Below are 24,465 nucleotides of genomic sequence, written 5' to 3'. Positions count from 1 at the left end.
CGAGGAGTTCGACGACGAAGTGCCGGTCCGATCAGTCACGCGGGTCCTCCGGATCGAGGCCGAGCAGCGGAAACACTGCCCGGCGGGTGGCTGTGATCGCCGAGTCGACGCGTTCGAGCGCCCGGTCGGTGCCGTCGGTTCCGGCGAGAGACCCACCGGGTCCGTCCCAGGCGGGATAGTCCACGTCTCCCCCGTCACCCATGGTCTGCGGGAGATCGACACTCGGTGCCATCGTCCGCACTCGGTCACGCCAGGTGTCCGGCAGCGCTGATGTCGGATCGATCTCGCGGCCGAGCGCGGCGGCGATGAGGTACGTCCACGCCCGCGGGACCACACGCACGAGGCCGTATCCGCCGCCGCCGACGGCCAACCATCTGCCCTCGCAGTGCTGGTCGGCGAGATCGCGCATGGCCAGGAACGCAGCATTCTGACCGTCGACGGTCAGGGCGAGATCCGCGAGGGGATCCTCACGGTGGCTGTCCACACCGCATTGGCTGACGATGATCTGGGGCCGGAACGCCCCGACGGCACCGGGCACGATCGCATGGAACGCGCGCAACCACAACCGATCCGCGGTGCCCGGCAGCAACGGGACGTTGATCGAGGTTCCTTCGCCGCGTTCGGTTCCCACCTCGGTCGACCAACCGGTGTTCGGCCACAATGTCGCTGGATGTTGGTGCAGCGAGACGGTGAGTACGCGGGGGTCACCGAGAAATGCTGCCTGGACGCCGTCACCGTGATGGGCGTCGACGTCGATGTAGGCGATTCTGTCGAATCCGTTGTCCAGCAACCACGAGATGGCGATCGCGGCATCGTTGTAGACGCAGAAGCCCGAGGCCCAGTCGGCCATGGCATGGTGCATGCCGCCACCGATACTCACCGCGCGGCGGGCACGACCCGACGCGATCTCTCGGGCTGCGGCCAACGAACCGCCGGCCAGCATGGCGCTCGCCTCGTGCATCTGCGGAAACACCGGGTTGTCGTCGGAACCGAGCCCGTGGACGACGTCGTCGGGGTCACGCAGAGCCGGGCCCTGCGACGGTGCCTGTTTGACCGCCTCGATGTAGGCGCTGGTGTGAAATCGCAGCAGCTCGGAATCCGGGGCGGCAGCGGGCTCGACGAGTTCGACTCCCGCGAGCACTCCGATGTCGGTGGCCAGTGCCATGGTCAGATCGAGTCGAGTCGGGTTCATCGGGTGGTCGTCGCTCCACCGGTAGCCGAGGTAGTCCTCGCTCCACACGACGATGTCCTCGGGGCGGTTCGGGATGTACTCGGCGGCGCGTGTCGCCTTGTCAGACATACGGACAAAACTACGTTGTCGGGTGGAATGGTGTGGCACGGTTCCGGTGTTGTGCCGTATGTCCACCTGTGAGAAGCCACGGGAATCGACGAGCGCCGTTGTGGTGCGCCGCGCCCGTGCCGGTTGGGTGCAGCGCCGATTTCGGGGCGCTGACGGTAGGATCGAGCCCGACGAAGGGGTTGAGTGTGAAGGATCTGGTCGACACCACGGAGATGTACCTCCGGACGATCTACGATTTGGAAGAAGAGGGTGTGATTCCGCTCCGCGCGCGAATCGCCGAGCGGCTCGAACAAAGCGGTCCCACCGTCAGCCAAACTGTCGCGCGGATGGAGCGCGACGGCTTGTTGTCCGTCGCGGGAGACCGGCACCTGGAGCTGACCGAGAAGGGTCGCAGTCTGGCGGTCGCCGTCATGCGCAAGCACCGCTTGGCGGAGCGACTGCTGGTGGACATCATCGGTCTACGCTGGGAAGACGTACACGCCGAGGCGTGCCGTTGGGAGCACGTGATGAGCGAGGAAGTCGAACGTCGTCTGGTCGCCGTGCTGAACAACCCGACCACATCGCCGTACGGAAACCCCATCCCGGGATTGGCCGAGCTCGGTCTCGGTCAGTCGACCCTTGCTCCCGAGGCTCTCATCCGTCTCACCGATGTGCCGGTCGGCCAGCCGACCGCAGTGGTCGTACGCCGTCTGGCCGAGCACGTTCAGTCCGACCCCGAGGTGATCGCGCAGCTTCGGGAAGCGGGCGTTGTTCCCGACGCTCGGGTTACAGTCGAAGCCAAGCCCGGGTCCGTCACGATCACCGTGCCAGGGCACAGCGGTGTCGACATATCCGATGAAATGGCACACGCCGTCCAGGTGAAGAGGGTCTGACCTCACACTGCCGGCAGTGCCGCAAGCGTGTGAGGGAGAGCAACAGTGAAGCTTCTGGTTACCGGTGGTGCGGGATACGTCGGCAGTGTCTGTGCAGCCGTGCTCCTCGAGCGCGGCCACGACGTCGTCGTCGTGGACAACCTGTCCACCGGGAACCGGGACGCTGTGCCCGGTGGTGCCACGTTCGTAGAGGGTGACGTCAAAGACGTCGCCGCGGAGGTGCTGAACGGCGGCGGGTTCGACGCCGTACTGCACTTCGCCGCGCAGTCGCTCGTGGGCGAGTCGGTGGTCGCACCCGACAAATACTGGAGCGGCAACGTGGTCACCACGCTGGCCCTGCTCGACGCGATGCGGGCTTCCGGAACTCCGAAACTGGTGTTCTCCTCGACCGCGGCCACCTACGGCGAACCCGAGAAGACGCCGATCACCGAGGATGCCCCTACCCGGCCGACCAATCCCTACGGTGCCACCAAACTCGCGATCGACCACGCGATCACGTCCTATGCGTCGGCGTACGGTCTCGCCGCCACCAGCCTCCGATACTTCAACGTCGCCGGTGCCTACAACGGCTTCGGCGAGAATCGCGTTGTCGAGACCCATCTGATCCCGCTCGTGCTGCAGGTTGCGCTCGGGCAACGCGAGAAGATCTCGGTGTTCGGCACCGACTGGCCTACTCCCGACGGCACAGCAGTCCGGGACTACATCCACGTCGCGGACCTCGCCGAGGCGCACATCCTTGCGGTCGACGCGGCGCAGCCGGGTGAGCACACCATCTACAACCTCGGTAGCGGTACCGGATTCTCCGTACACGAGGTCATCTCGTCCTGCGAGAGGGTCACCGGCCTGCCCATCACCGTCGAACACGCTCCCCGACGCGCGGGCGATCCTGCCGTTCTCATCGCCTCCAGTGCACGAGCGATGGAGGAGCTGAAGTGGTCGCCGGAGCTGACCGATCTCGATCGGATCGTGGCCGACGCCTGGGCCTTTCTGCAACAACTCGGCGATCGTTCCCACGCCGCACACTGACGCGCTCACAGCGCCGTCAGCGTCGACCGAACGGATCGCCGGGTAGCCGAACGCCGCATGCACGCGCGCACGCGAATCCACTCTCGGCAACTTCGCGAACCAGTTCCGGGCCGGCACCGGCACTGAGCGATCTGTCCAGCAATCGCGCCAGGCTGTATTTCTCGTCCGCCTCCAGGGCCGCATCGATCGCGATACGGGCCATCGGTCCGTCTCCGCGAACATACGCACCGAACGCCAGAAGCGTTGCCGCGATGGCTCTCTCGCGCCGTGGAAGTACACGGGAGATCATCGCCCAGAATTCCTCGACAAACCCCGCATCGTCGCCGAGCGTCAAGGCGAGCAACGCGTCGCGAACCTGAACCGCGCGGATCGCGACCGCGATCCGAGCAATGTCGACCGGGTCCAGTTCTGTGTCGTACGGGGCCCGTGCGACGTACGACAGGACGGCCGTCAACTCGTCGGTGCACGAACGTCCGCGGCGACCGAGGCGCGCGATTTCGGCGGCCACGGCCCGTACCGTGCCCTCGGGGCCCGGCGCGATGGTCTCGGCCAACTCGTGCCTCGACCGTCGTACCGAGTAGCCGTCGAGCACACGGGCGACGGTCAACGGCGACGTCGACGGATCGGATATTCGGCCGTGCCGCTGCGGCCCGGACACCGACCACCACACGGCGGAATCGGCGATCTCCGCCGTCGCGAGGGCCGCACTGAGCTCTATCCCGAACGATGCAAGAGTGGTGACCAGCTCCCCCACCACCGCCTCGACGTCGAGCAGGTGGGCACCTCTGACGGTCCGGTCGAGGCGGTCGTCGACGAACACCGCAATGACCGCGGGGACGTTCTCCGACGCGCAGTAGCCGGCCAGATAGCCGATGACGTCGAGCATCTCCGGTGTCGCCCGGGTGCCGCTGCCGGCGCGTCGATCGATGTGCTCACCTGCCAGCACCAGGTCGTGACGCATCGTGGGACCGACGGTCGCGCCGCCGTCCTTGACCGCGATGAGCACGATGGAACGGTGGGGATGGAAGCCGAGCATGGCCGGTACCGCTGCCATCAGATCGCTGGCATCGCCGAGTCGCACTCGGCGGCGAGAGTGGAAGTTGTCGTGAGAATTGGTCGGTGTGTACATGACCCGAAATTCTCGCGGCACTCTCGTCGGGGAACGCAGCGTGAGCTGGGCTTCCATACTGCCCTGTGGAGAACGAGCCTTCTGTGGACGAACCGTGCCGCACGCGCAGTTGTGGACCGATTCTGTCGGCCCCTCCTGCTAGGCGCGCGTCACCCCTGCTTGACCTTCTGCACCGCCGCGGTGAAGAGCTCGTCCAGCGTCATCGCGTCGGGCGTCTCGGAACCGAACGACATGAAGGTGGCCGACACCCGCACGTTGTCGATCTGTGCCATCAGCGTCAGCATCGACTGAGTGACCGCGTCGCCACCGGCTCCCGACGCCACCGTCTGCCGGACGGCCAAGGTGTCGTCCGCATCGATCGGAGGTGCAGGGGTCAACGTGGACGTCACCGTCGAGGTTGCGCCCGATTTGGTGGCCGTCACCTCGCCGCACTGTTCGAGCTGCTCCATTCGGGTCGAGAGCGGCTCGTCGACTGCGGTCAATTCGATGGAGATGGTCGACCGGCTGTCGTTGTCGGTGCCGACGATCATGGCCGTGCCGGTGGGGCCGAAATCCTGATCGGCCGGCTTGCACCCGGCCGGGCTGACCTCGGCACCGGCCGGTATTCCGCTGAGGTCGGGGGCCGCCTGCGAGATGGCCTGCTGAGGCAGCACCAGGGCGTCGTACGGTGCCGGAAAACTCGACGGGTCGATCAGCAGCGTGTTCAGATCCGTTCCCGGCTGCGACGACGTGGTACCGCCGGCGCTGGGTTCGGGGGTTCCCGTGACGGTGGAGCTGCAACCGGCCAGCGCAAAAGCTGCGATCGCTGCCGAGGTCGCGGCGATGGACAGGCGGGTTCTGCGTGCGGCGGGGCTCACAAGACGTCCTCTTCGGGTCGGTGGGACGCCGCAGCACACGCTCCGGCGTCCCACCACTGTCTCATTCCGACCACCTCGAATGCGGCAGGCGACCTACCGCGGTGTCGGAATTCAGCTGCCGCGGGCGATCCATTCCTCGAGGTGTGGTGCCTCGTCGCCGATGCGGGTTCCGTCACCGTGTCCGGTGTTGACTCGGGTGTCGGCGGGAAGCGCGAACAAGCGGTCGCGGATGGACCCGATGATGGTCGGGAAATCCGAGAACGACCGTCCGGTGGCTCCCGGGCCGCCGGAGAACAAGGTGTCGCCGGAGAACAACTCCCCCGCTTCGGGTAGGTAGAGGCAGGTGGATCCGGGTGAATGACCGGGCGTGTGCAGCGCGAGGATGTCGGTTCCCGCGACGGTGATGCGCTGGCCGTCCTCGAGAAGCGAGTGACCGACGCCCGGGTGGGTCAGCTCCCACAGCATGTCGTCGGCGGGATGCAGCAGAATCGGCGCGTCGAGGGTGGCGGCGAGTTCGGGGGCGACGGTGACGTGGTCGTTGTGTCCGTGCGTGCAGATGACGGCTTTGACCGTGCGGCCGGCGACGGCGTCGATGATCGGGGCTGCGGTGTGGGCGGCGTCGACGATCACCACCTCGTCGTCGTCGCCGATCAGCCAGATGTTGTTCTCGACGTCCCAGGTGCCGCCGTCGAGGCTGAACGTTCCTGACGTGACGACGTTCTGGACACGAAACGTTCCGCTCACAGGACCACCACCGAACGCAGCACGGTGCCCTGATGCATCTTGTCGAACGCGGCCTCGACGTCCTCGATGCCGATGCGTTCGGTCACGAACTTCTCGAGCGGCAACCGGCCCTGCTGATACAGATCGACCAACTGTGGGAAGTCGCGTTCGGGTAGGCAGTCGCCGTACCAGGACGATTTCAGCGATCCGCCGCGGGAGAAGAAGTCGATGAGCGGCATCTCGAGGGTCATCTCCGGGGTCGGGACCCCGACGAGGACGACGGTTCCGGCCAGATCACGGGCGTAGAACGCTTGCTTCCAGGTTTCGGGGCGGCCGACGGCGTCGATGACCACATCGGCACCGAAACCCCCGGTGAGTTCTTGGATGGCTTCGACGGCGTCGACCTGCGAGGAGTCGACGGTGTGGGTGGCTCCGAGTTCGAGGGCCCAGTCGAGTTTTCCCTTGTCGCGATCGACCGCGATGATCGTCGACGCCCCCGCCAGGCGCGCTCCGGCGATCGCGGCGTCGCCGACACCGCCGCAGCCGATGACCGCGACCGAATCACCGCGTGAGACGTGGCCGGTGTTCATCGCGGCCCCGAGCCCGGCCATCACCCCGCAGCCGAGCAGCCCGACGACGGCGGGATCGGCGGAGGGGTCGACCTTGGTGCACTGTCCTTCGTGGACGAGGGTCTTCTCGGCGAACGCACCGATCCCCAAGGCAGGGGTGAGTTCGGTGCCGTCGTCGAGGGTCATCTTCTGGGCGGCGTTGTGGGTGTCGAAGCAGTACCACGGGGTGCCGCGTTTGCAGGCCCGGCATTCCCCGCAGACGGCGCGCCAGTTCAGGACGACGAAGTCGCCGACCTCGACGTGCTCGACGCGGTCGCCGACGGTCTCGACGATGCCGGCGGCTTCGTGTCCGAGCAGGAACGGGAATTCGTCGTTGATGCCACCTTCGCGGTAGTGCAGGTCGGTGTGGCACACCCCGCAGGCCTGGATCTTCACGACGACCTCGTTGGGGCCGGGATCGGGGATGGTGATCGTCTCGATGGAGACGGGTGCGCCCTTGCTCTTGGCGACGACGGCGCGGACCTGCTGCGGCATGTGTTCCTCCACTGAAAAATCGGGTGTTTCGTGCTCTGTTCAGCCTCGCACAACGCATCGTCACGTGGCGACATCTGCATGGGTTCGACGCCCCGAACCGTGGAGTTCACAAGGTTGTGACCGGGTGGGCACGCAGTCTTTGCGTGCGCCCGGTACCTATGAGAAATGTCTGAACCCATGGAGTACGACCTGGTGGTCATCGGCTCCGGCCCCGGCGGCCAGAAGGCGGCCATCGCGGCTGCGAAGCTCGGCAAGCGAGTGGCGATCGTGGAGAAGGGACACATGCTCGGCGGGGTCTGCGTCAATACCGGGACCATCCCGTCCAAAACTCTGCGTGAAGCCGTCCTGTACCTCACGGGCATGAACCAACGTGAGCTGTACGGGGCGAGCTACCGGGTGAAGGCCGACATCACTCCGGCCGATCTGCTGGCGCGGACCCAGCACGTCATCGGCAAGGAGATCGAGGTGGTTCGCTCGCAATTGCTGCGCAACCGCATCGAACTGATCACCGGTGTCGGCAGGTTCGTCGACGCCCACACCATCGCGATCGAGGACGACTCGCGAGGTGAGCGCATCACCGTCACAGCCGCCAACGTGGTGATCGCCACCGGAACCGCGCCTGCGCGTCCCGCGGACGTCGCGTTCGACGACTACCGGGTACTCGACTCCGACGGAATACTCAATCTCGAGTTCATCCCGGCTTCGATGGTGGTCGTCGGAGCAGGCGTGATCGGGATCGAGTACGCCTCGATGTTCGCAGCCCTCGGCACCAAGGTCACGGTCGTCGAGAAGCGCGATTCGATGCTCGACTTCTGTGATCGCGAGATCATCGAGTCGTTGCAGTTCCATCTCCGCGACCTCGCCGTGACGTTCAGATTCGGCGAAGCGGTCACCGCGGTCGACGTCGGTCCGAACGGTACCGTCACCACGCTCGCGAGCGGCAAGCGCATTCCGGCGGAGACGGTCATGTACTCGGCCGGGCGCCAGGGATTGACCACGGCGCTCGAGCTCGAGAACGCAGGACTCGAGGCGGACGCGCGCGGCCGCATCTTCGTCGACGAGCATTTCCAGACCAAGGTCGATCACATCTACGCAGTCGGCGATGTCATCGGGTTCCCGGCGCTGGCCGCGACGTCGATGGACCAGGGCAGGCTGGCGGCGTATCACGCGTTCGGTGAGTCGAGCGCGAAACTGACCGACCTGCAGCCCATCGGCATCTACTCGATCCCGGAGGTGTCCTATGTCGGTGCAACGGAGGTCGATCTGACGAAGGGGTCGATTCCCTACGAGGTGGGAGTGTCGAGGTATCGCGAACTGGCCCGCGGCCAGATTGCCGGTGACTCGTACGGAATGTTGAAGTTGCTCGTCTCCACCGAAGACCGGTCGATTCTCGGTGTGCACATCTTCGGGTCGGGTGCGACGGATCTGGTGCACATCGGACAGGCAGTCATGGGATGCGGCGGTACCGTCGATTACCTCGTCGACGCCGTGTTCAACTACCCGACGCTGTCCGAGGCGTACAAGGTTGCCGCGCTCGATGTCACCAACAAGATCCGCGCGTTGGCCAACTTCGACCGCTGACGGGCCTCACTCGGAACCCCGACGACCACTGGGGAATGAACGACGGCCATCCGGTTGTTCTTTCCATCAGTGATTCGCCACGTTCGACGTCGGCGTGTACACGGTGCACACGGAGGGTCGGCGTATTCTGACCCGGATCTCGCATCGAGGTACCGACGAGTCGATCCGAAAGGGGCCCGGCCATGACCGAACAGTCGAAGATGTACGAGCTGGAATTTCCGGCACCGCAAATCTTCTCCGACGACGGCGTCGGACCCGTCCTCGTGCACGGCCTGGAGGGATTCTCCGACGCCGGTCACGCCGTGAAGTTGGCGACGACCCATCTGCGCGAGAGCCTCGAGTCCGAACTGGTGGCGTCGTTCGACGTCGACGAGTTGATCGACTACCGGTCCCGTCGTCCGACGATGACGTTCAAATCCGACCACTTCTCGGACTACGACGCACCCGAGTTGAACCTCTACGCAGTCAAGGACCGGGCCGGCACACCATTCCTGCTTCTGGCCGGTATGGAGCCGGATCTGCGGTGGGAGAAGTTCACCACCGCCGTCCGCCTCCTCGCCGAGCAGCTCGGCGTGCGGCGCACCATCGGTCTCGGCTCCATCCCGATGGCGATTCCGCACACGCGCCCACTCGGGGTCACGGCGCATGCCAGTGATCGGGAGCTGGTCAAGGAAGGCAACAGCTGGACGGGCGACCTGCAGGTGCCCGGAAGTGCGTCCTCGCTGCTCGAGCTTCGGATGGCTCAGCACGGGCACGAGTCGATGGGCTTTTCGGTGCACGTCCCGCACTATCTCGCCCAGACGGACTACCCCGGCGCGGCCGAGACTCTGCTCGAGAACGTCAGCGAGGCCGCCGAGCTCGATCTTCCGCTCGCAGCACTCGGCGAGGCTGCGGCGCGAGTTCGCGAGCAGGTGAACGAGCACATCACCGGAAACGACGAGGTGCAGTCGGTGGTGCAGGCGCTCGAGCGTCAGTACGACACGTATGTCGCCGCACAGGAGCAGCAGTCGACGTTGCTGGCCGGTGACGAGCCGTTGCCGAGCGGGGACGAACTCGGTGCAGAATTCGAGCGTTTCCTGGCCGAACAGGCCGGCCTCGACGAGGGCGACGACACCGACCGTCAGTGATAGGACACCCGACGACAGTGTGAGTAGTCACAGCGTGGAGTCGTAGCAACCGTCGAATCGGACAGCGGGAGCGGATCGAAACATACCTGTAACCGCAAATACGCTCGATGTTCTGCCCCGAACCTCATCTCGTGCGAGAGTCGTAGCGACACGTACTCCGGTATGTACCGTCAACACACTCGTACACGGCGACGCCGTACTGCCTCGCGCGTGCGGCGCACCAGGGAATGTCAGGAGGCGCAGATGGCTACCACTCCGCGCAGTCGCAAGCTCCGGCCGGTTCCCGACGAAGAACCACGGCTGATCTTTCGGACCATTCACGGATATCGGCGGGCGTTTCGGATGGCCGGTGAGGGCCCGGTGGTGTTGCTGATCCATGGGATCGGCGACAACTCCGAGACGTGGAACGAGGTGATTCCGCACCTCGCGAAGAACTACACCGTCATTGCGCCGGATCTTCTCGGACACGGACGCTCGGACAAGCCCCGCGCGGATTACTCCGTCGCCGCGTACGCGAACGGCATGCGCGACCTGCTCTCGGTTCTCGGCATCGAGCACGTCACCGTCATCGGTCATTCACTCGGTGGTGGCGTTGCGATGCAGTTCGCCTACCAGTTTCCCAACATGGTCGACAGGCTGGCGCTGGTGTCCTCCGGCGGCGTCACCAAGGACGTGCACCCCATTCTTCGGCTCGCGTCGATGCCCTTCCTGAGCGAGGCGGTCAAGCTACTCCGTCTACCGGGCGCGATACCCGCGGTCAAGCTGGCCGGCGGGGTACTCAGCAAGCTGCACAGCTCACCGCTTCGACCCGGTTCACTGCTGCACGACACCCCGGATCTGATCCGGGTGTTGAGCGAGCTGCCTGCACCGACCACATACGAGGCGTATCTGCGGACCCTGCGCGCTGTGGTGGACTGGCGAGGTCAGGTGGTCACGATGCTGGACCGCTGTTATCTCACCGAGAACCTGCCCGTCCTGCTCGTCTGGGGTGATCAGGATTCCGTCATTCCGGTGAGCCATGCGCGCCTCGCCCACTCGGCCATGCCGGGCTCGACTCTGGAAGTGTTCGAGAACTCCGGACATTTCCCGTTCCGTGACGACCCCATGCGCTTCCTGCAGGTGGTGGAAGACTTCATCGACTCGACCCCGTCGCTGACCTTCGACGAGGTGCGGTGGCGGAATCTGCTCATCACCGGTGTCGGTGAGGACATGATCACCGGAAGCGCCAGCACCCGGATGGCCGTTCTCGGTGCCATGGGTTCGGACGAGCGCAGCGCGACCTGACGCGTCGCCTCGGCCCCGGACGCTCGGTGTCGATGCGGGACGGACGGCAGATCCCACATAGCCTGTAGAGGTGCTCCTCACCGAACTGATTCCCGATGTCTACGCCGATAATTCCGATGGCGTCGACCCGGACGTCCTGTTCGACACGTTCACCACCTGGACCGCCGATCGCGGTCTGACGCTCTATCCCGCGCAAGAGGAAGCTCTCATCGAGCTGGTCTCCGGCTCCAATGTCATCCTCGCGACCCCCACCGGGTCGGGGAAGTCGATGGTGGCCATCGGGGCCCATTACGCCGCGATGGCGGCAGGCATTCGCAGCTTCTACACCGCGCCGATCAAGGCACTCGTCAGTGAGAAGTTCTTTGCCCTGTGCGAGATCTTCGGTGCCCAGAACGTCGGCATGATGACCGGCGACGCGTCGGTCAATTCCGGAGCCCCGATCATCTGTGCCACCGCCGAGATCGTGGCGAACCTCGCCTTGCGCCAGGGTGCCGGCTCGGACATCGGCCAGGTGATCATGGACGAGTTCCACTATTACTCCGAACCCGATCGAGGGTGGGCCTGGCAGGTTCCGTTGATCGAGCTGCCGCACGCTCAGTTCCTGTTGATGTCGGCGACGTTGGGCGACGTGTCGTTCTTCCGAGACGATCTGACCAGGCGCACCGGACGAACCACGACGGTCGTCTCCGGCACCGAGCGCCCGGTTCCGTTGATGTTCTCCTACGTCACGACTCCGATCAGCGAGACCATCGAAGAACTGGTGCAGACGCACCTCGCGCCGGTGTACGTCGTGCATTTCACTCAGGCTTCGGCTCTCGAACGCGCTCAGGCATTGACGAGCGTCAACGTCGCGTCCAAGCAGGAGAAGGCCGAGATCGCAGAGGCCATCGGCAACTTCCGGTTCACCACCGGATTCGGCAAGACTCTGTCGAGGCTGGTCCGACACGGCATCGGCGTGCACCACGCCGGCATGCTGCCCAAGTATCGGCGCTTGGTCGAGAAGCTCGCGCAGGACGGCCTGCTGAAGGTGATCTGTGGGACCGACACACTGGGCGTGGGTATCAACGTTCCCATTCGGACAGTGCTGTTCACCGGACTCACCAAGTACGACGGCATCAGGACCCGCAAGCTACGGGCCCGCGAGTTCCATCAGATCGCAGGCCGCGCGGGCCGGGCGGGGTACGACACGCTCGGTACGGTCGTCGTCGAGGCCCCGGAGCACGACATCGAGAATGCGCGGCTGGTGGCCAAGGCAGGCGACGATCCCAAGAAGCTCAAGCGAGTACAGCGCAAGAAGGCACCCGACGGTTTCGTCTCGTGGGGCGAGCCCACGTTCGAGCGGATCATCGCGGCGAGCCCCGAGCCGCTCACCTCTCGGTTCTCGGTGAGCAACGCAATGCTGCTCAATGTCATTGCACGGCCGGGCAATTGCTTCTACGCCATGCGCCACCTGCTCGAAGACAACCACGAGACCCGGCCCGCTCAACGCAAACACATTCTGCGTGCACTCTCGCTGTATCGGGGGTTGGTCGACGCGGGCATCGTCGAGCAACTCGAGGAGCCGGACGCAGACGGTCGACACGCTCGACTGACCGTGGACCTACAACCGGATTTCGCGCTCAACCAGCCGCTGTCCACCTTCGCGGTCGCATCCTTCGAGCTGCTCGACGTCGAGTCACCGACCCACGCACTGGATGTGGTGTCGATCATCGAATCGACGCTCGACGATCCTCGCCAGATCCTGATGGCTCAGCAGCATGCTGCGCGCGGTGAGGCGGTCTCGCAGATGAAGGCCGACGGTATCGAATACGACGAGAGAATGGAGTTGCTCGAGGAGGTCACCTGGCCGAAACCTCTTGCAGAACTGCTGGTTCCGGCGTTCGAGATCTACCGCGGCACCCACCCCTGGCTCTCCGAGATCGGGCTGTCGCCCAAATCTGTCGTACGCGACATGGTCGAGCGAGCGATGACCTTCGCCGAGCTGATCAGTCACTACGGTTTGATGCGTTCGGAGGGACTGGTGCTGCGCTACCTCGCCGACGCCTATCGCACACTGCGCCAGACGGTTCCGCCTGAATCTCGAACGGAGGAGGTTCAGGACATCACCGAATGGCTGGGCGAACTCGTCCGACAGGTGGATTCCAGCCTGCTCGACGAGTGGGAGAACCTGACCGACCCCGGCGCCGAGCCCGAAGCCCTCGTCGAGGCATACGGATCCGACGCGCCGCGTCCGATCTCGGCCAATCCCAGGGCATTCCGGGTGCTCGCCCGTAACGCGATCTTCCGTCGGGTCGATCTCGCGGCGCGTCGCCAGTGGAACGCGCTCGACGAACTGGACGACGGTCCCGATTGGGAAGCAGAGCTGGATCCGTTCTTCGCCGAGTACGGCGAGATCGGAACCGGCCCCTCGGCCCGTGGTCCCGCACTGTTCAGCCTGAATGTCGGTGCAGAATCCACCACGGTGCGTCAGGTACTCGAAGATCCGGACGGGGACCACGGTTGGTCGCTCGACGCGGTTGTCGACGTGCCGGAATCCGATGCCGCCGGCGAGATCGTGTTCGACGAGATCGTGATCACTGCAGGCTGATACCGTCCAAGCATGGCTACCGACGTGTCCGTCGTCCGTGTGTTCACCGATGCCGACGGCAGGTTCGGCAACCCCCTCGGGATCGTTTCCGCCGACGCCGTCGCGGAGAACGAGCGGCAGCAGTTCGCCGCCGATCTCGGCTTCAGTGAGACGGTGTTCGTAGACCTCACCGAACCGGGTACAGCGTCGGCGACCATCTACACCCCGGCGGTCGAGCTGCCCTTCGCCGGACACCCCACCGTGGGACTGTCCTGGTGGCTCCGCGAGCAGGGCCATCCGGTGACCACCCTCGCCGTTCCCGCTGCACCGCTGAGCATCCGCTACGACGGCGACGACACCTGGGTTCGCGCCCGCGCCGACTGGGCTCCGAACTTCACGTTCCATCAGGTTCGCGATGCCGCCGAGGTGGCCGCGGACGATCCGAGCGCCTACGACAGTGGGCACCACTACGTCTGGGCGTGGACCGACGAGAAGGACGGGGCGCTGCGATCGCGCATGTTCGCCCCCATGATGGGTATCGCCGAGGACGAGGCGACCGGTGCCGCCGCCGTCCGGCTCACCGGGGAACTCGGCCGCGGTCTCCTCATCGTGCAGGGAGCAGGCTCGCGGTTGCGCACCACGGTCGACGACGACGGCTGGGTGGAACTGGGCGGGCGTACCGTGACCGACGCGTCGATCACGGTGTGAGCGGTACGTCCACTTCGATTTCCTCGCCCAGCCGGATGCCCGCAGCCAGTGGGAGTCGGTCGCCGCTCCAGAACTTTCCGGGGTCGAACCAATTGGCCTTCTTGTTGCCGGTGAGCAATCCCATCGAGTCGTAGGTCATGGCGACCACCTCCGCGCAATAGGCGGTTTCGAGGGTGGGTCCGTCCTGCTCGCGTTGTCGACGCAATGTCGGCACCCGCCCCCGGAACCACCGGCCGGCGAGCGCGGCCGTGGTGGGAAACGCAGTTCCGTCCATGCGCGCTATCGTGCGCAGCAGTGCGTCTTCCTGGTCCTTCGTGACGGTCTCGTCCAATTGCCGCAGCCAGCAACGCTGTTGGTACTTCGTGGCCCACTGGGTGACGGCCGCGCGCAGATCATGGAGCTGCACACCGCGCTGAAAGTTACCGGTCCACATGTCCTGCAACGACTTTCCCAGTTCTGCGTGCCACATCAGCGGCGGCAGGTCGTCGATCACGACGGCCATTCCGACGTGATTGACCGGGCTGTTGGTCAGCGCCTGAATTGCACGATCGGCTGTCGACTCACCGCGGAAGATCCAGATGTCGCCCGTCCTGGTGGCATCGACGGCGGTATCGAGGCTGATTCGAGACGGGTTCATGCTTCTCACCCTAGGTCTTGGCGGATCGGCAACCGCACGTCGTGACGGTACGGTTGCCGAATGAACGTGTGGAAAGCTCTCGGCCTCGCCGGGATGGCCGGTGTCGCGGCCACCGGGGCGCTGGTGGTGCGGTCCGAGCGCAAGCGGCGCGCCTACGCGCCGAACGAAGTACGCGATCAGCTACACCAGCGGTTCGCGGCTCTCTCGGGTGAACCGGAACCGGCAGCTGCTCCCCCGCTCTCGCGGGGGCAGCAACTGCGCAACAAGCTCCGGTTCAGCCGAGGGCGCTGAGGATTCGCGAGGCCAGCTCTTCGATCTCGGCGTCCGTCATGACGAAGGCCGGCGATATCTGCATCGCACCCTGACCGGCGGCGCGGCCCGAAACCCCATGCGCACGCAGTGTTTTGACGAACGGTAGCGCCTCGGCCGGGTCGGCGAGCTGAACTGCGGCAACCGCGCCGATGCCGCTGCGGATTTCCGAGACCCGATCGTGCTCGGCGAGCGGCGCGAGGTGCGTGTGCAATGCGGCTTCGATGCGCTTGGAGTGCGTCAACAGTTCTTCGCGCTCGATGATGTCGAGGTTGGCCATCGCTGCGGCAGCCGCGCCTGCGTGGCCGCCGTAGGTGTAGCCGTGGCGCCACCAGACTCCGCCTGCGAAGAACGGTTCGGCGATCTTCGGGGCGATGAACACGGCACCCATGGGCACGTATCCCGACGTCAGCCCCTTGGCGGTCGTCATCAGGTCGGGTTCGAGCTCGAAGCGCGTCGACGCGAACCAGCTACCGCCGATGCGGCCGAACCCGGTGACCACTTCGTCGGCCACGAACAGGACGTCGTTGTCGCGGCAGATCTGTCGAACCTCACGCAGATAGCCCTCCGGCGGCAAGTAGATTCCGCCTGCTCCGATCACCGGCTCGCAGAAGAAGGCAGCCACGTTCTCCGCGCCGACCTCTTCGATCAACGCAAGCAGCGACTTCGCGTCGTCCCACGACACCGTCCTGGCGTCGGCCATGAGTTCGCCGTAGTTCTCCTTGTTGACCGGGATGCCGGCCAACGACGTGCCGGCGACGTGCATGCCGTGATACGCCTTCTGCCGACCGACGATCAGCTTCTTGGACGGTTGTCCCATTTCCACCCAGTAGCGGCGTGCGAGCTTGGCGGCGGTGTCGATGGAGTCCGATCCACCCGAGGTGAAGAAGATCTTGCTGCCCGGAACCGGTGCGATGGCGGCGAGACGATCGGCCAGGGCCAGCGTGGTCTCGGGAACGAAGTCGCCGAAGTTCGAGTAATGGGCAATCGAGCTCAGCTGTGTGGCGACAGCGTCGGCGATCTCGCGTCGGCCGTGACCGACGTTGGTGAACCACAGACCGGCGGTCGCGTCGAGATACTTCGTTCCCTTGTTGTCGAAGATGTACGCGCCCTCGCCTCGCGACACGACGAACGGTCCGTTGGCGGTGACGTTGCCCATGTCGGCGAAGCCGTGCCACAGCGCAGAGGAGTGTGTGGTGGCGGCTGGATCCAGGTCGGAAGACATGCGCTACACAGTAGTGGAGTCCGCTTCGATCGAGCCCGATCCGTACCTCCAGCGTCCTGCGAGCCGTCCGAGAGCATTGACTGCCAGCGCCATCAGCGCGAAAGCGACGGTCAGCACGACCAGCCCGACCGCGAGCGCGAGGTATCCCTGCGCCCGCGGATCGAGGAACGGATAGGGGTACCAGTCGACGACGGGTCCACGCACCAAGGTGTAGACCCCGTAGATCAGCGGGAACAGCAACCATGTCAGACTGCGCGACTCGGAGATCTGCCGCCGCGGTGGAGCGAGAATCCAGTCGAGCAGAAGAACCACGGGCATGATGCGATGCACCACGTTGTTGGTCCACGGATCCGCGACACCGACATCGATGTTCGCGAGCAACACCGCGTAGATGATCCCGGTGATCACCATGTACAGCGTCACTGCTCCGCGAAAGAGCTGCCAACCCGGAGACCGTGGATCGATCACGCCGCCCACGACGAGTACGAGCACCGTCAGGACGTTGCTGATCACGGTGAAGTAGCTGAAGTAGTTGACCAACGAGAACGTCGGAGAGCCGAGCCCGTTCACGACGATCGAGACGAGCGCCGCGGCGGTGAGGGCCGCGAACAGCACCCGCAGCGTCCTGATCGGTACCGGCGTGCGTGGTTCCGCGGTCACATCGTGCGAGATGCCCATTCGGCGATCCTGGCACAGTCGCGGCCGGCATTCACGAAGGTTGCGTAGATACGGATATCCTGGTGTGAGTATGTCTACCTCGAATCCGTCCGGTCAGCGAAAATCTCTCGCCACACGTCTGGCGAACGTCACCATCCGCGACGAGAACCGACTGCGGCGGCGGCTGGACAAGGCCCGCACCGACGACGCGTTCGCAGCCCTCGATCGCGATGTCGCTCGCGCCGAAGCCGTGGTCGCCCATCGCAGAGCAGCGGTCCCCACCCTCGAGTTCCCGGAGTCACTTCCGGTCAGTCTCCGCAAGGACGACATCTCCGCCGCCATCGCCGAGCATCAGGTCGTGATCGTCGCCGGTGAAACCGGCTCGGGTAAGACCACCCAGATTCCGAAGATCTGTCTCGCACTCGGTCGCGGAATTCGCGGGTCGATCGGTCACACCCAACCGCGCCGGCTCGCCGCACGTACGGTGGCCGAGCGCATCGCCGAGGAAGTCGGCGAGCCCCTGGGCGAATCCATCGGCTACAAGGTGAGATTCACCGATCAGTCCTCGGATTCGACCCTCGTCAAACTGATGACCGACGGAATTCTCCTGGCCGAGATCCAGCGAGACAGACTGCTTCGCCAGTACGACACCCTCATCATCGACGAGGCCCACGAGCGCAGCCTCAACATCGACTTCATCCTGGGTTACCTCGCGCAGTTACTCCCCCGGCGACCCGATCTGAAGATCATCATCACCTCGGCGACGATCGATCCGGAACGATTTGCCCAACACTTCGCCCGCGGCGGCGTACCCGCTCCGATCATCGAAGTGTCCGGCCGCACGTTCCCGGTCGAAATGCGCTACCGGCCACTGACCGTCGACGCCGGCGACACCACGATCGACCTCGATCCTGTCGATGCCACCTGCCAGGCTGTCGACGAGTTGACAGCCGAGGGCGACGGCGACATTCTGGTGTTCCTGTCCGGTGAACGCGAGATCCGCGACACCGCGGACGCTTTGAACGACCGCAATCTGCGTAACACCGAGATCGTGCCTCTGTACGCGAGATTGTCTGCGGCCGAACAGCATCGGGTGTTCTCACCGCACTCGGGCCGACGCGTGGTGCTCTCGACGAACGTTGCGGAGACGTCGTTGACAGTTCCCGGCATTCGCTACGTCGTCGATCCCGGCACGGCTCGCATCTCGCGATACTCGTTGCGCACCAAGGTGCAACGACTGCCCATCGAACCGATCTCCCAGGCGTCGGCGCGGCAGCGAGCCGGCCGCTGCGGCCGCGTCGCCGACGGTATCTGCATCCGGTTGTACTCGGAAGAGGACTTCGAGTCGCGGCCGCAGTTCACCGAGCCGGAGATCCTGCGCACCAACCTGGCGTCGGTCATTTTGCAGATGACCGCCCTCGGGCTCGGCAAGATCGACGCCTTCCCGTTCGTCGAGCCACCGGACCCGCGCAGCATTCGGGACGGGATCGGCCTGCTCGAAGAATTGGGGGCGCTGAAGCCGGCCACCAAGGACGGCACGGCGGAACTCACCCCCATCGGCCGGGAACTGTCGGCGCTGCCGGTCGATCCACGAATGGCGCGAATGTTGGTCGAGGCCAACGGCAACGGGTCGCTGCGGGACGCACTGGTGGTGGTGTCGGCCCTGTCGATTCAGGACGTCAGGGAACGGCCCGCCGAGCATCAGCAGGCTGCGGACGAGAAACACGCCCGCTTCGCAGTCGAGAACTCCGACTTCCTGGCTTACGTCAAGCTGTGGACGTACCTGCGCGAACAACGGAACGAGCTGTCGTCCAACCAGTTCCGGCGCATGTGCCGCACCGAATTTCTGCACTACCTGCGGATTCGCGAGTGGCAGGATCTACACGGCCAACTCCGTCAGATCACTCGCGGACTCGGCTGGACGGTGCCCGATGCCGACTCCACCGAAACCGCTCTGCACCAATCACTACTGTCGGGGCTGCTCTCCCACGTCGGACTCAGGGAGGGTGACAAGCGCGAGTTCCTGGGCGCACGCGGAGCGCACTTCGCGATCTTCCCCGGGTCCGGGCTCTTCAAGAAGCCCCCGCGGTGGGTCATGGCCGCCGAACTGGTGGAGACCGGACGCCTGTGGGGCCGGATGGCCGCTCGCATCGAACCCGAATGGGCCGAGCGGCTCGCACCGCACCTGGTCAAGCGGACGTACTCGGAACCGCACTGGTCCATCAAGCGCGAATCCGCGATGGCGTACGAGCGGGTGACGCTGTACGGCATTCCTCTGGTCACGCAGCGACCGGTGAACTACCACCGCATCGACGCCGAGGCGTCACGGGAGTTGTTCATCAGACACGCACTGGTGGAGGGCGAATGGAAGACCCAGCATGCGTTCTTCCACAAGAACCGGGCTCTACTGGACGACGTCGGTGAACTCGAACACCGTGCTCGGCGGCGCGACATCGTCGTGGACGACGACGCACTGTTCGACTTCTACGATGCGCGTATCGCCCCCGAAGCGGTATCGGCGCGACACTTCGACACGTGGTGGAAGAAAGCCCGTCGACCGGACCCGTCCCTGCTGGACTTCACGACGGACACAGTCGTCAACTCCGACGCGGCCTCGGTGCTCACCGGCGCGTATCCCGACGCGTGGCGACAGGGTGAGATCCAGTTTCCGCTGACCTACCAGTTCGAGCCGGGTACGGCCGCCGACGGAGTCACCGCACGAATTCCGATAGCGCTGCTCGCTCAGGTTCAGCCGGTGGGGTTCGATTGGCTGGTTCCGGGGATGCGCGCGGAGTTGGTGACGGCATTGATCAAGTCGCTCCCGAAAGCTCTGCGCCGCAACGTTGTTCCTGCCCCCGATTTCGCCGCCGCGGCGCTGGCGGTCATGAGACCTCGCGCGGAGACTCTGGTGACGGCATTGGCACGCGAGCTGTCGCGGGCTGCACAGTGCCACATCACCGCGAAGGACTTCGACACCGCGGCGCTGCCCGACCACCTGAGAATGACCTTCGCGGCCGTCGACCCGACCGGAAAGGTGTTGGGTAGCAACAAAGATCTGACCGTTCTGCGCACCAGTCTGTCCGGCGAAGTCGGTCGTCAGGTTGCGAGCGCAGTCGGCGACGCGGAGCGCGCACCGACTCTCGCGTGGACCTCGGGCACTCTGGGCCGACTGGAGTCGACTGTTACCCGTGATGTCGGCGGACAGAAGGTCACCGGGTACCCGGCGTTGGTGCCCGAAGGACCGGGCGTTGCGGTTCGAGTCCTGAGCACCCCCGCCCAACAGCGAGCAGCGATGCGCTCCGGAACACGGACGTTACTGTTGTCGACGGCACCGAAAGGTACCAAAGCGCTGCTGGCCGGTCTCCCGACTGCCGAACGCCTTGCCCTCGGCCAGAATCCGTACGGCGGTGTCGACGCGCTCCTCGAGGAATGCCGAGTTCTCGCGGTCGAGGAAGCAATGGACGCGCACGGTGGACCTGTTCGAGATCCGGAGGCTTTCGAGAAACTTCGAGCATCGGTCAATGCCGAGGTTCCACAGCGCACCGCCGCGGTACTGGCCCTCGTACGCCCCGTATTGACTGCAGCTCTTGCCGTATCGGGGCAATTGCAGACGGCATCGGGTGAGCCCGCCGAGGATGTGCGCGAACAGCTCGAAGGATTGGTCTTTCGGGGCTTCGTCACCGAATTCGGTTCTCGCAGACTGGCGGATCTGCCGCGATATCTCGCCGCAGCGACCAAGAGATTGGCCACGCTTCCGAGCAGCGCAGGCCGTGATGCGGCTGCGATGGACGTACTCGACCGCGTCTACGCGTCGTACGGACGGCTGCTGGATTCGCTTCCGGAAAACCGGAAGAACAGCGCTGGCGTGCAGGAGCTGTTCTGGATGATCGAAGAATTGCGGGTAGGGCTGTTCGCGCAAGGAATTCGGACTGCATATCCGGTCTCGGAGAAGCGCATCGAGAAGGCTATCTCCGATCAAGCGCGCTGACGCGCCGGCCATCACAGGCGCGCTCACGCTGGGGGCCGTCAGTCGATGTCGGCAGACTCTCGGTGCTTGCGCAGCTCATGTATTTCCTTCTCGAAATCCTCGGCCGAGCTGAACGAGCGATACACGGACGCGAACCGCAGATATGCGACCTCATCGAGGTCGCGCAGCGGACCGAGAATGGCCAACCCCACCTCGTTACTGGGAATTTCGGCGGAACCGGCGGCGCGGATGGCGTCTTCCACCTGTTGAGCCAAGAGATTCAACGCGTCGTTGTCGACATCTCTGCCCTGACACGCCCTGCGCACTCCCTTGACGACCTTCTCACGGCTGAACGGTTCGGTGACACCGCTGCGCTTCACGACAGCGAGCACTGCAGCCTCGACGGTCGTGAATCGCCGACCGCATTCCGGGCAGGAGCGACGACGCCGAATTGCTTGCCCCTCGTCCATTTCACGCGAATCGACCACGCGTGAGTCGGGATGCCTGCAGAACGGGCAATGCATGAAGGAGCCTCCGTCGTAGCCGATGCGCCGACGTCGAACATACGTGTCGGGGCAGTCAGTCGAGGATACTCAGTCATCGGCGGGTGCGATGGGGCCGGTGGTCATCTACCGGGCGCATACTCGACTACAGCTCCGTCGTGAACCTCGACCACACCCGCCGGCTGCACCCCTGCGTCGGCCGACGCAGCTCGTAGGTTCGCGATTCCGATCAGGCCACCGGCAACGACGACGACGGCAAGCACCCACAGCACGAGCGATCGCATCCGGACCGGCTGGCCGGCGAAGTGCGCCGAGGTCTCGTCGAATTCGCGATCGGCGGCCTCCCGGTCGGTGACGTCGGTCCAGGACGGCTCCAGAACCGGCAGGCATGGAGTCGTTCGCGCACTGCGCGTCGCGATCGAACTCCGCAGCGCGGGACGAGCACGGCGACGACGTTCGACGACAGTGGACCGGGTACGGACACCTGCGGTGGTGGGGCGATCGGTGGTGATGGTCATCGGAACCTCGTCTTCGCTCGTTGGATCGATTGTTCGATCAGGCGTTCGATGGACGCTTGTTCGAAGTTCTATCACGAGCGTCCGACAAAGTCTGTAGAAAACGCGACACGAGTCGAACAGATGTTTGATTCAACAGCTGATACACGCTAGATTCGTGTCAGAAACCACACGCCACACGAGTCGACACCATCAACTCCAGTCCGCGCAGACCGAACCACGCAGACCGGATCCAGGACATCAGCAGGAGGCCGACAGCATGAAGGACCAGACCTCGACGAGGTCGACCACGGGTTCCAAGACGACGGGTTCCAAGACGACGGGTTCCAAGACGACCGCTTCCGCGCCCGCGAAGGCCGCAGCAGGGAAGCCTGCCGCGGAACCGACGCCCAAGGCCATGGAAGTCGGCACCGACATCAGCGCCGGCCTGACGGAGCGACAGCGAAAGGTACTCGAGGTCATTCGAGCTTCGGTGACCGAGCGCGGCTACCCGCCCAGCATTCGTGAGATCGGTGACGCCGTCGGCCTGACGTCGACGTCGTCCGTTGCCCATCAGTTACGCACTCTGGAGCGGAAGGGATTCCTACGGCGCGACGCCAATCGCCCGCGCGCGGTCGACGTTCGCGGCCTCGACGAGGTGCAGGCCGATCAAGCTGCTGCTGCGGCCGACGGTTCGTCCGAGGAACAGGACCGCTTGCCGACCCCCACGTTCGTGCCGGTTCTGGGACGAATCGCAGCCGGTGGACCGATCCTGGCCGAAGAGGCCGTCGAGGATGTCTTTCCACTCCCCCGCGAATTGGTCGGTCAGGGTTCGCTGTTCCTGCTCAAGGTCGTCGGCGAGTCGATGATCGATGCAGCGATCTGCGACGGTGACTGGGTCGTGGTCCGTCAGCAGTCCGTGGCCGACAACGGAGACATCGTGGCCGCGATGATCGACGGCGAGGCCACCGTCAAGACGTTCAAGCGGTCGAAGGGCGAGGTGTGGCTGCTGCCGCACAACCCGCTGTTCGAGCCGATTCCGGGTAACAACGCTGCCATCCTCGGCAAGGTCGTCACCGTGATGCGCAAGCTGTAGGGCGACGTCTCTGCAGTGACACGCGAAGGGCCGCAGCACATTGTGCTGCGGCCCTTCGCGTTCGTCGGATCAGCAGATCAGAGGTTCAATCCGCGGCCGATGATCTCTTTCATGATTTCGGTGGTGCCGCCGTAGATCGTCTGGACACGAGAGTCCATGTAGGCCTTGGCGATCGGGTATTCCTTCATGTAGCCGTAGCCGCCGTGCAACTGCAGGCACCGGTCGATCAGCTTGACCTGATTTTCGGTGGTCCACCACTTGGCCATGGCGGCTTCCTGGACGGTCAGGGTGCCCGCGTTGAGCAGTTCGATGAACTTGTCCACCATGATGCGGGTGGCGGTGGTCTCGGTTGCCAACTCCGCCAACACGAAGCGGGTGTTCTGGAACTTTCCGATCGACTTGCCGAACGCCTTGCGATCGCGGCAGTACTGAATTGTCATGTCCAGCGCCGATTCCATGGCCGCAGCGGCGACAACCGCGATCGAGAGCCGTTCCTGGGGAAGATTCTGCATGAGGTAGATGAAGCCCATGCCTTCTTCACCGAGCAGGTTGGCCGCGGGCACGCGCACGTCGGTGAAGCTGAGTTCGGCTGTGTCCTGGGCCTTCATCCCGATCTTGTCGAGATTGCGGCCGCGCTCGAAACCGGGCATGTCGCGCTCTACGACCAGCAGACTGAAGCCCTGAGCACCCTTCTCGGGGTCGGTGCAGGCGACGACGATGATCAGATCGGCGTTGATTCCGTTGGTGATGAACGTCTTCGATCCGTTCAGCACCCAGTCGTCTCCGTCGCGAACGGCCTTGGTCTTGATGCCCTGCAGGTCGCTTCCGGTACCCGGCTCGGTCATGGCGATCGCGGTGATCAGCTCACCCGAGCAGAATCCGGGGAGCCAACGCTGCTTCTGCTCGTCGTTGGCCAGCTCGATCAGGTACGGCGCGACGACGTCGTTGTGCAGGGTGAAGCCGATGCCGCTGTAGCCGCCGCGAGTGGTTTCCTCGGTGACGATGGCGTTGTACCGAAAGTCCTTGACGCCGCCGCCGCCGAACTCCTCCGGTGCAGCCGTTCCGAGGAAGCCCTGCTTACCGGCCTCGACCCAGACGCCGCGGTCGACGATGTTCTGCTCTTCCCACTTCGCGTGATTGGGGGCTACGTGCTGTTCGAGAAACTTCCGGTACGACTCCCGGAACAGCTCGTGCTCGGGCTCGAAAAGTGTGCGTTCCACGCAGATCTCCTTGTTCGGTGCATACCGACGTCTACCTGTGAACGGTGTCATTCGCGGTCGTCGGTACGACTGACGTCACGT

At 64.8% G+C, this 24,465-nt stretch carries 21 protein-coding genes; 10 read left to right on the top strand and 11 right to left on the bottom strand.

All coding sequences use genetic code 11. The features are described 5' to 3' along the window. Nucleotides 1-31 precede the first annotated feature (31 nt). Entirely contained in the window at nt 32-1,300 is a 1,269-nt protein-coding gene (locus ACQR3T_RS06330) for an acetoin utilization protein AcuC (protein WP_428692793.1), read from the bottom strand. A 185-nt stretch (nt 1,301-1,485) separates the two neighbouring features. Between ACQR3T_RS06330 and ACQR3T_RS06325 the strand changes: the two genes are divergently transcribed. Beyond that, entirely contained in the window at nt 1,486-2,172 is a 687-nt protein-coding gene (locus ACQR3T_RS06325) for a metal-dependent transcriptional regulator (protein ID WP_032377729.1), read from the top strand. 45 nt (nt 2,173-2,217) lie between these two features. Beyond that, a complete protein-coding gene (galE, locus tag ACQR3T_RS06320) occupies nt 2,218-3,198 on the top strand; it encodes a UDP-glucose 4-epimerase GalE (RefSeq protein WP_094615937.1) in 981 nt (326 codons plus the stop codon). Nucleotides 3,199-3,214: 16 nt separating this feature from the next. Here galE and ACQR3T_RS06315 read toward each other — a convergent pair whose 3' ends face one another. From ACQR3T_RS06315 to ACQR3T_RS06300, 4 genes are all read right to left on the bottom strand, one after another. After that, nucleotides 3,215-4,327 (bottom strand): DUF4192 domain-containing protein, encoded by a 1,113-nt coding sequence (locus ACQR3T_RS06315; protein WP_052070389.1) that lies wholly within the window; start codon nt 4,325-4,327, stop codon nt 3,215-3,217. 149 nt (nt 4,328-4,476) lie between these two features. Further along, a complete protein-coding gene (locus tag ACQR3T_RS06310) occupies nt 4,477-5,184 on the bottom strand; it encodes a DUF5642 family protein (protein ID WP_428692792.1) in 708 nt (235 codons plus the stop codon). 111 nt (nt 5,185-5,295) lie between these two features. Next, a complete protein-coding gene (locus ACQR3T_RS06305) occupies nt 5,296-5,928 on the bottom strand; it encodes an MBL fold metallo-hydrolase (protein ID WP_428692791.1) in 633 nt (210 codons plus the stop codon). Beyond that, nucleotides 5,925-7,010 carry an S-(hydroxymethyl)mycothiol dehydrogenase gene (locus ACQR3T_RS06300; RefSeq protein WP_428692790.1) on the bottom strand — a complete coding sequence of 362 codons (1,086 nt, stop codon included), beginning with the start codon at nt 7,008-7,010 and terminating at the stop codon, nt 5,925-5,927. Before ACQR3T_RS06300 ends, ACQR3T_RS06305 begins: the two co-directional genes overlap by 4 nt. 165 nt (nt 7,011-7,175) lie before the next feature. Here ACQR3T_RS06300 and sthA point away from each other — a divergent pair, with 165 nt between their 5' ends. The 5 genes from sthA (at nt 7,176) to ACQR3T_RS06275 (ending at nt 14,276) form a co-directional block, all read left to right on the top strand. Beyond that, nucleotides 7,176-8,591: a Si-specific NAD(P)(+) transhydrogenase gene (gene sthA / locus ACQR3T_RS06295; protein WP_032377726.1), complete on the top strand. Its 1,416-nt coding sequence runs from the start codon at nt 7,176-7,178 to the stop codon at nt 8,589-8,591. 182 nt (nt 8,592-8,773) lie between these two features. Continuing rightward, nucleotides 8,774-9,718, top strand: coding sequence for a proteasome assembly chaperone family protein (locus ACQR3T_RS06290; RefSeq protein ID WP_428692789.1), 945 nt, complete (start codon nt 8,774-8,776; stop codon nt 9,716-9,718). A 243-nt stretch (nt 9,719-9,961) separates the two neighbouring features. Then, nucleotides 9,962-11,002: an alpha/beta fold hydrolase gene (locus ACQR3T_RS06285; protein ID WP_032377724.1), complete on the top strand. Its 1,041-nt coding sequence runs from the start codon at nt 9,962-9,964 to the stop codon at nt 11,000-11,002. A 70-nt stretch (nt 11,003-11,072) separates the two neighbouring features. Next, nucleotides 11,073-13,589 carry a DEAD/DEAH box helicase gene (locus ACQR3T_RS06280; protein WP_428692788.1) on the top strand — a complete coding sequence of 839 codons (2,517 nt, stop codon included), beginning with the start codon at nt 11,073-11,075 and terminating at the stop codon, nt 13,587-13,589. Nucleotides 13,590-13,601: 12 nt separating this feature from the next. Continuing rightward, a complete protein-coding gene (locus ACQR3T_RS06275) occupies nt 13,602-14,276 on the top strand; it encodes a PhzF family phenazine biosynthesis protein (RefSeq protein ID WP_032377722.1) in 675 nt (224 codons plus the stop codon). Here ACQR3T_RS06275 and ACQR3T_RS06270 read toward each other — a convergent pair. Next, on the bottom strand, nt 14,266-14,913 hold the full coding sequence (locus ACQR3T_RS06270) for a hypothetical protein (protein WP_428692787.1): 648 nt from the start codon (nt 14,911-14,913) through the stop codon (nt 14,266-14,268). The genes ACQR3T_RS06275 and ACQR3T_RS06270 overlap by 11 nt on opposite strands. A gap of 60 nt (nt 14,914-14,973) precedes the next feature. Here ACQR3T_RS06270 and ACQR3T_RS06265 point away from each other — a divergent pair, with 60 nt between their 5' ends. Continuing rightward, on the top strand, nt 14,974-15,204 hold the full coding sequence (locus ACQR3T_RS06265) for a hypothetical protein (RefSeq protein ID WP_032377720.1): 231 nt from the start codon (nt 14,974-14,976) through the stop codon (nt 15,202-15,204). On the opposite strand, the gene ACQR3T_RS06260 is transcribed toward ACQR3T_RS06265, so the two are convergent. Then, nucleotides 15,188-16,447: an aspartate aminotransferase family protein gene (locus tag ACQR3T_RS06260; protein ID WP_032377719.1), complete on the bottom strand. Its 1,260-nt coding sequence runs from the start codon at nt 16,445-16,447 to the stop codon at nt 15,188-15,190. The two genes, ACQR3T_RS06265 and ACQR3T_RS06260, sit on opposite strands and share 17 nt — an antisense overlap. A 3-nt stretch (nt 16,448-16,450) precedes the next feature. Then, nucleotides 16,451-17,125, bottom strand: a complete 675-nt coding sequence (locus ACQR3T_RS06255; protein ID WP_428692786.1) for a Pr6Pr family membrane protein — start codon at nt 17,123-17,125, stop codon at nt 16,451-16,453. Nucleotides 17,126-17,195: 70 nt separating this feature from the next. Between ACQR3T_RS06255 and hrpA the strand changes: the two genes are divergently transcribed. Next, complete coding sequence (gene hrpA / locus ACQR3T_RS06250; protein WP_428692785.1) at nt 17,196-21,092, top strand: ATP-dependent RNA helicase HrpA; 3,897 nt, start codon at nt 17,196-17,198, stop codon at nt 21,090-21,092. Nucleotides 21,093-21,130: 38 nt separating this feature from the next. Here hrpA and nrdR read toward each other — a convergent pair whose 3' ends face one another. Both nrdR and ACQR3T_RS06240 read right to left on the bottom strand, forming a co-directional pair. Next, nucleotides 21,131-21,595, bottom strand: a complete 465-nt coding sequence (nrdR, locus tag ACQR3T_RS06245; protein WP_008716872.1) for a transcriptional regulator NrdR — start codon at nt 21,593-21,595, stop codon at nt 21,131-21,133. Between the two features lie 101 nt (nt 21,596-21,696). Beyond that, entirely contained in the window at nt 21,697-22,092 is a 396-nt protein-coding gene (locus tag ACQR3T_RS06240) for a hypothetical protein (protein WP_032377717.1), read from the bottom strand. Between the two features lie 394 nt (nt 22,093-22,486). Between ACQR3T_RS06240 and lexA the strand changes: the two genes are divergently transcribed. Further along, a complete protein-coding gene (lexA, locus tag ACQR3T_RS06235; RefSeq protein ID WP_428693072.1) occupies nt 22,487-23,164 on the top strand; it encodes a transcriptional repressor LexA in 678 nt (225 codons plus the stop codon). A gap of 77 nt (nt 23,165-23,241) precedes the next feature. Here lexA and ACQR3T_RS06230 read toward each other — a convergent pair whose 3' ends face one another. Next, nucleotides 23,242-24,384: an acyl-CoA dehydrogenase family protein gene (locus ACQR3T_RS06230; protein ID WP_032378423.1), complete on the bottom strand. Its 1,143-nt coding sequence runs from the start codon at nt 24,382-24,384 to the stop codon at nt 23,242-23,244. Between the last annotated feature and the right edge of the window lie 81 nt (nt 24,385-24,465).

Origin of the sequence: Rhodococcus sp. IEGM1428 (genome assembly GCF_050321865.1) — a bacterium.
Lineage (GTDB): Bacteria > Actinomycetota > Actinomycetes > Mycobacteriales > Mycobacteriaceae > Rhodococcoides.
The sequence above is the reverse complement of the archived record's forward strand: the minus strand, read 5'-3'. Positions and strand labels throughout refer to the sequence as shown.